We start from the raw sequence: 7,924 nt of genomic DNA, 5'->3' as shown, positions 1-7,924 counted from the left end.
CCTGCGTTTGCGCTATGAGACCACTGGATGAATCCGTGGCGCCTGATGACGACCACACGGCCGCGTGTTCTGCATACCAGCGATCAAAGCCGTTTACACACGGCCTCGGCCGCATTCTGCCGGTCGAGCTACTCGTCTGTTTGCCGAGCTTCGGCCTGCCGGCTCCATGGAGCTCCGCAATGTTCGCGCCATGCCATCCAACCTGGTTGCATGTCGGCAAGTTGGACCAATGTCGGGTCTCGGTGGACCATGCTTGTCAGCGATCCCAGCATCTCGTCTGCTGCGTCGAAGGCGTCGCCGGTGAGGAACTGCCAAGCGCCATCCTCCGCGTCTCGTGACGCCATCAGGACGGGCTTGACGCCCTCGACAATCGAACGGACTGTCAGACACGCCATGCTCGGCGGGCTGTCGAATGGCCAATCACGCGGCTCGGAAAGCATCGCTGGGTCCTTGAACTAGAGGTCTGGTGTTGGCCGACTGTAGCCTGTCGCCAGCCCGCGGCTCCGGAGCCCGAAGCAGCCGTATGTCCCTGCTCCAAACCAGACGTTGGCTCAGCTGCGCCCGGCTCGCAGCGCTGGGCACTCATCAAGGGCTCGAGGCCCTTTGCCGCGTGGCTTATCCAGTCCTTCAATGCTGAGGCAGGGAAGGCAGGGAAGGCGGGGAAGGCGGGGGAGGCGGGGGAGGCGGGGGAGGCGGGGGAGGCGGGGGAGGCGGGGGCTTGCTGTTCCCTTCAACCTAGCACACCGTTCTCGCCGTCAAGGCCTGCGCGTTCGTCCAGGAACGAACGCTGGCGGCCGCTGGCCGTCTTCGAGCCCTGACAACTGCGCTGCGGCGTGCAGGTGCCGGTACGGGCAATCCCGCCCGATTCACGGAGTCGACCATGTCACAACAAACCTCTTGTCCTAATCTGTCCAACGTCATCGCCCACGATACGGGGCCGAAAGCTCGTTTCGCAGTAGGCGATGCAGTGACCTTTACGAATCCCCAAGGACTCGTCTTTCCGGGCAAGACCATCGTGAGCATCGATGCATCAGCATGGGCGCGGGAAAGTGGCGCCCCTCGGTACTTCATCACGCCGACAGATACGCCGTGGTACAGCTTCCCAGAAAGCGAGCTTTCCTAGAAGCCTGCATGAGCGCGCATAGCGCTCTGCACCATGCGCTCAACAAGGGCGATCCGCCCCTTGGCCGCGAGGCTTAACCCATCAGAAAGTGTTGACGCCGATCCAGGGGAGGGGGGCTTGCTGTTCCCTTCAACGTAGCACACCGTTCTCGCAGTCAAGGCCTGCGCGTTCCTCCAGGAACGAACGCTTGCGGCCGCTGGCCGTCTTCGAGCCCTGACAACTGCGCTGCGGCGTGCAGGTGCCGGTACGGGCAATCCCGCCCGAATCACGGAGCCGACCATGTCGCAGTACTTTCTTCCCTTCAATTCCTCCAACGACCTCGATACCTCGGTGCTGATGGTTCGCGACATCGCCGGAGACTATCGCCCCGCCGATGCGGCAGAGGTGCTGCAGGCAGCACAGCACGTTCTCAAGCAGCAGCTTCGGGGACTTCCGATCATGGATAGCCCGAAGGTTGTGCGCGACTACTTGAAGATGAAGCTGAGCATGCTGGAGCACGAGGTGTTCGGAGTCCTGATGTTGGATTCGCAATTACGCTTAATCGAGTGCGTCGAGCTGTTCCGCGGAACGGTCAGCCAGACCTCTGTTTACCCACGTGAAGTTCTCAAGGAATCGCTCGCGCGCAACGCTTCAGCTTTAGTTATCTTTCATAATCACCCATCGACGAATCCGGAGCCATCACGCGCCGACGAGCAGCTGACGACCAACCTCAAGAACGTGCTGCAGCTCGTGGATATCCGAATCATCGATCACCTGATCGTTGCCGGGAACAACGTCACATCGTTTGCCGAGCGCGGCCTGATCTAAGCCGGGGGCGTCGCCCCCTTTTTGCTTCGCCAGGTCGAACGCCTTACTGCGACCGCTTCGATGCTTCCCACTGCAATCTGAGATTTCCGATGCGCCTGTTATCCCGCCGAAGTCTGTTTGTCCCGGCACCCATCCAGGCGGGCGGCGGTATGTTTTTTCAAAGCATCTATCCCGGTACCTAGCCTCTGCCCGAGGCAGTGGAGGCGGGGTTGGCCCGCATACGATGCAGTCATTGGGCGACGTGGGTGGCGTCTCAACCTTGTCGGATTTCAACTGCGCTGCAGCCGGCGTGGATGGCACGGCGGATTTCACTGGCACGCCCGCCTTAGTCTTCGCCCCACCTTCAGCTGGCGGAGCCTCTGTGAGCATGGCCATGTCGTTGCAAATTTTCGCCAACGAGGGATCGAGTTTTTCGGTAATCTTTCTCATAGCCGAATTGACGTCGCCGGACTTGTATCCACCGCTCCCCTGAGCCTTGACGATCACACCTGATCCACCGCCTGAAGCGTTGACCTCCATGGTGCTCGAATTGGAATCCGAGCTCTCTGTCGAGAACTCGACGCGGCCGTTTCCAACCTGCTTCACACAGTAGAGGAAGCTAAGCATTTTGGCGGGGATACAGGGGCCATCGCCAAGCGCTCCCTGCCCAGGGGGCAGTTAGCGGCTGCGGAAGACACGTGCACTGCGGCGCCACAAAGAAAGGCAATTGCTGCACGCATAGGACTCCTCGCGAAGTAGGTCGACTTCAGACGCAGCGTTCAGTACTAGGCGTGTTCGAGCCACACATCGCGCTCTAATCTCGCGCCTTCTAGCATCGTCATGCTGATGTTCCAGCTCGCCGATGGAAACGTGTTGGTAGCTCTCGGCGCACAAACAAATGGGCCCAACGCTTTTCAAGACGTCGGACCCACAGGACTTCCTGATTCTTCGCAGGACGATACGACGGACGTATTACGCCGTCAACCTTTCAAAGCTCAGCTTTCCCGGCGCCCAAAGGCACCGTTGACTGGGCATGCCGATGGCACGCAGAGGCGCTCGCCGCGCGGCGGTTTCGACGCCATCGGCCGGCTGGTCCGTGCTCCCGTCTCCCTGCGTTCTTCGCTGGATCCGGTGAATCTGCGCCCCTGCTGCCGGCGGCCGGCTTCGCCTGCAAGGGGTGTTCATAACGCTGGGCGTTACGAATGCTTCCCCCTTGCTCCCCCGTCCTCATGGTCGCCGCATTGCACCGGGCGAAGAACTCAGGGAAACGGCGGCCAGCTCCGGGCAGGAGGCCGATGCGATCAAAACCCTTCATTGAAGGGCTCTGAATCTAAGGACCCGGCATCAAAGGAAAGAAAACACCATGCAAACATCAATATTCACTCTCAACGTCTCCAACGACGCGCGCATAAACCTGCGTCGCATCCTGCGCGATGAGGTCGCGCGCCTGAAAGAGTCCATCGTCACCGAGGCGCGAAACCGCATGTGGGCGCGCGTGGAATCGCTGACCGAAGAACACGACCGCGCGACCGAACTGCTGGCCCAGGTGCGCGACCTGCAGCCCATCGAGTGACGGAGGCTGCGATGCCCTTGACCGTCCTCGCTGTCGAAATTCCCCGCACGGGCGAGCGCGTTTTGATCGCCCGTACGCCCGAGATCCAGATGGAGGTTTGGGCCGCGCACAACGCCGCACTCGACCTGATCGAGTTGTTCACGAGCTTGACGGACCCCGAGCCGATCGGGATCGGCGCAGCCCGCACATCGCGCACAGCGCGCGACCTGGCGCGGATGTTCCTGCGCGAGATGGAGCCTGACGACGAGCCGTACTTTTTCTACTGACCGCCGACCGTACCCCTGAACAAAGACCTTCTCCGAGCCGAAAACATCATGATGACCACAACCCTGAAGAATCGCGCGGCTGACTTGTTCGCCGGGCTTGCCGTAGCCTTTGCCCTTGCAGTCACGCATGACCCCGCATCTGCGTGCAGCATGCCGAGCCCGGTCCAGTCGACCCCAGCGGCGCAGCAGTTCATGGTGTCTGTTGTGCTTCAACGCGAGGATTCGAGGGCGACGATCAAATTGGTGCATGCCCAAGTCGCCGCCCACGAGAAGAAGGAGGCCATGAGCAGGACGCTGCGCCAAGTCAAGGCTCAGTATCCGGGCTACGCCGTGCTTGATGTGATTGCGACTGCGCTGCAAGTGAGGCCCGAGGCGTGCGCCGCCCGACCAGGATTGAACGCCTGACAGCGAGCGCGCGCGCTCGGCGCTCAACAAGGCCCTGGCCGGTCCTTGGCCGCGAGGCTTATCCCTGGCAAACCCCATCTAGCTAGACCCGTCCTGCGGCGGGTGAGGGCGCTCGCCGCGCGGCGGTTTCGACGCCATCGGCCGGTTGGTCCGTGCTCCCGTTTCCCTGTGTTCTTCGCTGGATCCGGTGAAATTTGCACCCTCGATTCCTGGCGACCGGCTATCGCCTGCAAGGGGGTGTTCATAACGCTGGGCGCGTTACGAAGGCTTCCCCCTTGCTCACCAGTCCTCGCGTGCGCCGCATGTCACCGGGCGAAGAACTCAGGGAAACGGCGGCCAGCTCCGGGTAGGAGGCCGATGCGATCGAAACCCTTCATTGAAGGGCTCTGAATCTAAGGACCCGGCACCTTTTTGAAAACCAAGGACCAATGCGATGACGAGCAAATATTTTTCCGCAGCAGATACCGCCAAGCTGGTGCGCCAGTCGTTGAAGGAAGCCTTTGCCGGCGTGTCGTTCAGCGTTACGAGCAAGACGTATTCGGGTGGTGCTTCTGTTCGCGTTGTTTGGACGGACGGTCCGAATGATGACCAAGTCAAGGCGTTGATCGGCAAATTCTCGGGCTCCTACTTTGATAGCAGCCTCGACTACCAGGGCAGCGTTTTCCACATGGTCGACGGGCAGCGCGCCACGTTTGCCGTTGATCACCTGTTCACGTCACGTGATTTCTCGGATGCGTCGGTGCAGCGTGCTATCGACCGACTCGCCCGCCGCTTCGCCGGCAACCTCAAGCAGGAAGGCATCGAGAAGCCCACCGTGGCGCAGTGGCGCAGCGGATCTCTGTATTCGGTGCAACTGCAGTCGCGTTCGGTCCATTCGCTGATCGCCGGGTTCCTGCAGAAGAACACCGACCGCCTGCGCGTCGGCAAGAGCAAGACCGCAGGCCGCGTTTTTGTCACCCATGACGATGGCTACGGCCGTGCCATGGGCACCGGTGGCGGGTCGCGCGAACTCGCACACGTTTGAAGGAGGAAATCAGATGTTCACCATCCACTACAAGGGCAGCTTCATTCACGGCTACTGCGACCGCGCCGCCTGCCGTGTCTCGGGCGAATTCGTCGGCAGCTTCAAGAGCATGCGTGCGGCCAAGTGCGCGATCACCAGGAAGAAGGGAGGCAACTGATGTACGCGCCGATCATTACCACCGTGAAGCGTGACAAGGCCACTGGCCGCGCCACGCACACTACCGCGAACTTCGCAGACCAGCCCGCGAAGATGGCCCGCCATTACGAGTGGGAAGGCATGGGCGCCGTAGCGACAGCTTCCGCGAAGAAATCGCCAGCCACATGACCAAGCCGGATGCCCTGCGCCATGTCGCGCAGTTTCATCGTCGCGGCCTCTGGGTTGAAGTGTTCTGCGAAGCATCGAGGGAACTGCTTGCGGGTCCGTTCGACCCCGACCAGCGGCTACCCCAGATCTTCATCGGGGCTTGACCGTGCCGTTGCGAATCTCGGACCATCACCGGAAGATCCACCGCGAAACGCTGCAGCTCGCGCGGCGCTTCCGCCACCAGAGCGACAAGCATGCGCGGTTGATGGCTCTCGCGGCCACGTCGCGCTACTACTTCACCACCCTGCGCGCGCTGGGCGAATGACCATGGCGACGGTCATTTACAACTGCAAGAAATGCAAGGTCGGCCGCCGCGTTGGCTATCCCCACCGCGACGGCCGAGGCAGCTTCTATCGAACTGCCGAAGACGGGCGCATGGTTTATCCAGGTCGAGCGTACGGGCCAGCCGATGAACGCAAGGGCGATGCGGTATGCGCTTGCGGGCGGTTCATGGATTGGGATCGGCTGGTCGCGCATTTTTCCGAAAGCGTCCGGTGCGATGCGCGATGCGCGATGCACGAACGCACGCGGCCACAAATGCGAATGCTCGTGCTCTGGCGAAAACCACGGAGCGGGCTGGGCCTCCGATGCGTCGGGCTTGTTCACGGGCTTGACCGCCAGGCCGGCGTAGCCGGCAATGAGTGCGTGCGTCCGCACGCAGGCCCCCTGAATCGCGCGAGTGCTACGGACCGACTGGCATCGGCCCTGCATCGAAGGCTTCGACCGGTGCAAGGCGCAGCAGCGCCTTGGCCTCCTCGACAGTCCCTGCGAGCCACTGATCAACGTCGCCCCGTTCGATCGGTATCACCGAGCGCTTGTCCTGCAGCTCGGGAGGCAGAGCTATCTTCGTCGTCGGGTCGACGACCGGCTTGTGCATGCGCTTCATCAGTGGATGATCGTCCGCGTTGCGGGTCAACATCGTGAAGCTTTCATGCACTTCGCCAGTCGCCTTATCGACCCAGGTATTCCACAAGCCAGCTAGGCCCCAGGGTGCGCCGTCCGCGCGCCGAAATTGCCACCAGACATTTTTCCCACTCTCCCAGTTCGGCTCATCGAAACTCTGCGCAGGGATGATGCAGCGCTGGCCGCGCTTCCAGGGATCCTTGTATGTCGCCTTCCCGGCGAGTTCCTCGGAGCGCGCATTGTTCGTGCTGTACGTCAGCTTCGCTGATTTCGCGAACCATGGAATCAGGCCCCACTGACCGACGACGAGCTCACGCTCGTAGTCGGTGGCGTTCCGCGCGCGCCGTATGAAAGGGCCGGGCGCGCGTGGATAGACCCCGGCCGAAAGCCAGCGCGGGCGCCCGTCCTCGCGGCCGATGTGCCAGAACGATTCGATTTCGTAGTCGCTGGGCGAGATGTAGCGATTGCACATGCGCCCATTGTGCTGGGTCGGCCGTGGAAAATCGAACCCATGAGAACCGCTGAACTAACGAGCGCCCAGCTCGATGCCCTCGTTGCCAAGCTGGAGGGCCGCCCGTACCAGGCAGATGGTGCAGTGATTTTCTCGCCGACTTCGGACGGGGGGCAGGCCGTGCCGATCATGGATCGAGAGGGCATTCACGTTGCCCCGATGCCAGGCAAGGGCTCGAGCTGGTGCGCGATCGCCCTGGGACGGATCCACGAACGCGCTGGCGGCGGACGGGGGACGTGGGTCGAAGGGCCAAATTTGCTGATTGCCGCGATGCGCGCTTATGCCGTGGCCAAGGTCGGGCCGGAGGTCGACGCTATCGCTTGAACCGCTCAGGCGGGATGGCCCCTTTGCGCTTCACTTTTACCCATTCCGAGCTGCGTACGCCCGGTACATACACGCTGTCCATACGCTTCGCGACCAAGCCTTCGAGCTCCAAGCCTAGAACGGCATCCTTGAAGATCCTCGGGATTTCCTCTTCAAAGTGGCCGACAACCAAGACGTTGTCGGGGGTGGGGTCCAACAGCTCAGCCAACAGCGTCTTGCGCTGCAAGAGCGTGTATTTCGTGATGTCGATCCCGTGATCGACAAGAAGGTCAAAAACGGCGTACCCCACCAGGTCACAGCCTTCGTACCAGCGCCGCCGGCGCGCTCTGTCCTGTAAGCGATTGAAGTCGCTGCGCCCGATGTCATCGAATACACAGACCTCCCCGTCCGTGACGTAGGGGCCCCCCGCAATTCGAGCTAGCGATTTGGCCACCTCCGGGAACCATCCCGTGGCGTCTGCGCCGTTTCGGGATCGAAGCCGGCATTTCCCGTCACCGAACATTGCCGTGAGGCGATATCCGTCGTACTTGATCTCATAGATCCACCCAGGCTCAGCCAAGTTGAGCGGCCGCTCAGCAAGGAGCATCGGGGGAAATTGATCGAGTTCCATGCCGCCACGGTGCCTGCCGGGTAAGACGTTTGCTGT

General features: G+C 61.8%; 14 protein-coding genes. 11 read left to right on the top strand and 3 right to left on the bottom strand.

Features of this window, described 5'->3' with window-relative positions; translation table 11 throughout:
• The first annotated feature begins 880 nt into the window (after nucleotides 1-880).
• The 10 genes from QTI33_RS32260 (at nucleotide 881) to QTI33_RS32215 (ending at nucleotide 5,805) form a co-directional block, all read left to right on the top strand.
• Nucleotides 881-1,123 carry a hypothetical protein gene (locus QTI33_RS32260; protein WP_286510657.1) on the top strand — a complete coding sequence of 81 codons (243 nt, stop codon included), beginning with the start codon at nucleotides 881-883 and terminating at the stop codon, nucleotides 1,121-1,123.
• A gap of 279 nt (nucleotides 1,124-1,402) precedes the next feature.
• Nucleotides 1,403-1,930, top strand: coding sequence for a RadC family protein (gene radC / locus QTI33_RS32255; RefSeq protein WP_286510656.1), 528 nt, complete (start codon nucleotides 1,403-1,405; stop codon nucleotides 1,928-1,930).
• Between the two features lie 1,342 nt (nucleotides 1,931-3,272).
• Nucleotides 3,273-3,482 carry a hypothetical protein gene (locus QTI33_RS32250; protein WP_286510655.1) on the top strand — a complete coding sequence of 70 codons (210 nt, stop codon included), beginning with the start codon at nucleotides 3,273-3,275 and terminating at the stop codon, nucleotides 3,480-3,482.
• Nucleotides 3,483-3,493: 11 nt separating this feature from the next.
• Nucleotides 3,494-3,748 (top strand): hypothetical protein, encoded by a 255-nt coding sequence (locus QTI33_RS32245; protein ID WP_286510654.1) that lies wholly within the window; start codon nucleotides 3,494-3,496, stop codon nucleotides 3,746-3,748.
• A gap of 51 nt (nucleotides 3,749-3,799) precedes the next feature.
• On the top strand, nucleotides 3,800-4,153 hold the full coding sequence (locus QTI33_RS32240) for a hypothetical protein (RefSeq protein WP_286510653.1): 354 nt from the start codon (nucleotides 3,800-3,802) through the stop codon (nucleotides 4,151-4,153).
• A 433-nt stretch (nucleotides 4,154-4,586) separates the two neighbouring features.
• A complete protein-coding gene (locus tag QTI33_RS32235; RefSeq protein WP_286510652.1) occupies nucleotides 4,587-5,177 on the top strand; it encodes an LPD29 domain-containing protein in 591 nt (196 codons plus the stop codon).
• 13 nt (nucleotides 5,178-5,190) lie between these two features.
• Nucleotides 5,191-5,334 (top strand): hypothetical protein, encoded by a 144-nt coding sequence (locus QTI33_RS32230; protein ID WP_286510651.1) that lies wholly within the window; start codon nucleotides 5,191-5,193, stop codon nucleotides 5,332-5,334.
• A complete protein-coding gene (locus QTI33_RS32225; RefSeq protein ID WP_286510650.1) occupies nucleotides 5,334-5,501 on the top strand; it encodes a hypothetical protein in 168 nt (55 codons plus the stop codon). The genes QTI33_RS32230 and QTI33_RS32225 overlap by 1 nt, the downstream gene beginning before the upstream one ends.
• Nucleotides 5,498-5,644 carry a hypothetical protein gene (locus QTI33_RS32220; protein ID WP_286510649.1) on the top strand — a complete coding sequence of 49 codons (147 nt, stop codon included), beginning with the start codon at nucleotides 5,498-5,500 and terminating at the stop codon, nucleotides 5,642-5,644. The genes QTI33_RS32225 and QTI33_RS32220 overlap by 4 nt, the downstream gene beginning before the upstream one ends.
• On the top strand, nucleotides 5,641-5,805 hold the full coding sequence (locus QTI33_RS32215) for a hypothetical protein (RefSeq protein ID WP_286510648.1): 165 nt from the start codon (nucleotides 5,641-5,643) through the stop codon (nucleotides 5,803-5,805). Before QTI33_RS32220 ends, QTI33_RS32215 begins: the two co-directional genes overlap by 4 nt.
• Here the strand turns inward: QTI33_RS32215 and QTI33_RS32210 are convergent.
• Nucleotides 5,772-6,146: a hypothetical protein gene (locus QTI33_RS32210; RefSeq protein WP_286510647.1), complete on the bottom strand. Its 375-nt coding sequence runs from the start codon at nucleotides 6,144-6,146 to the stop codon at nucleotides 5,772-5,774. The two genes, QTI33_RS32215 and QTI33_RS32210, sit on opposite strands and share 34 nt — an antisense overlap.
• Nucleotides 6,147-6,222: 76 nt before the next feature.
• Complete coding sequence (locus QTI33_RS32205; protein WP_286510646.1) at nucleotides 6,223-6,915, bottom strand: SOS response-associated peptidase; 693 nt, start codon at nucleotides 6,913-6,915, stop codon at nucleotides 6,223-6,225.
• Between the two features lie 39 nt (nucleotides 6,916-6,954).
• On the opposite strand from QTI33_RS32205, the gene QTI33_RS32200 reads away from it, so the two are divergent.
• Complete coding sequence (locus QTI33_RS32200) at nucleotides 6,955-7,278, top strand: phage protein NinX family protein (protein WP_286510645.1); 324 nt, start codon at nucleotides 6,955-6,957, stop codon at nucleotides 7,276-7,278.
• Here QTI33_RS32200 and QTI33_RS32195 read toward each other — a convergent pair.
• Complete coding sequence (locus QTI33_RS32195; RefSeq protein WP_286510644.1) at nucleotides 7,268-7,888, bottom strand: ATP-dependent DNA ligase; 621 nt, start codon at nucleotides 7,886-7,888, stop codon at nucleotides 7,268-7,270. The two genes, QTI33_RS32200 and QTI33_RS32195, sit on opposite strands and share 11 nt — an antisense overlap.
• Between the last annotated feature and the right edge of the window lie 36 nt (nucleotides 7,889-7,924).

It is taken from the genome of Variovorax davisae (assembly GCF_030316845.1).
Lineage (GTDB): Bacteria > Pseudomonadota > Gammaproteobacteria > Burkholderiales > Burkholderiaceae_C > Variovorax > Variovorax davisae.
The sequence above is the reverse complement of the archived record's forward strand: the minus strand, read 5'-3'. Positions and strand labels throughout refer to the sequence as shown.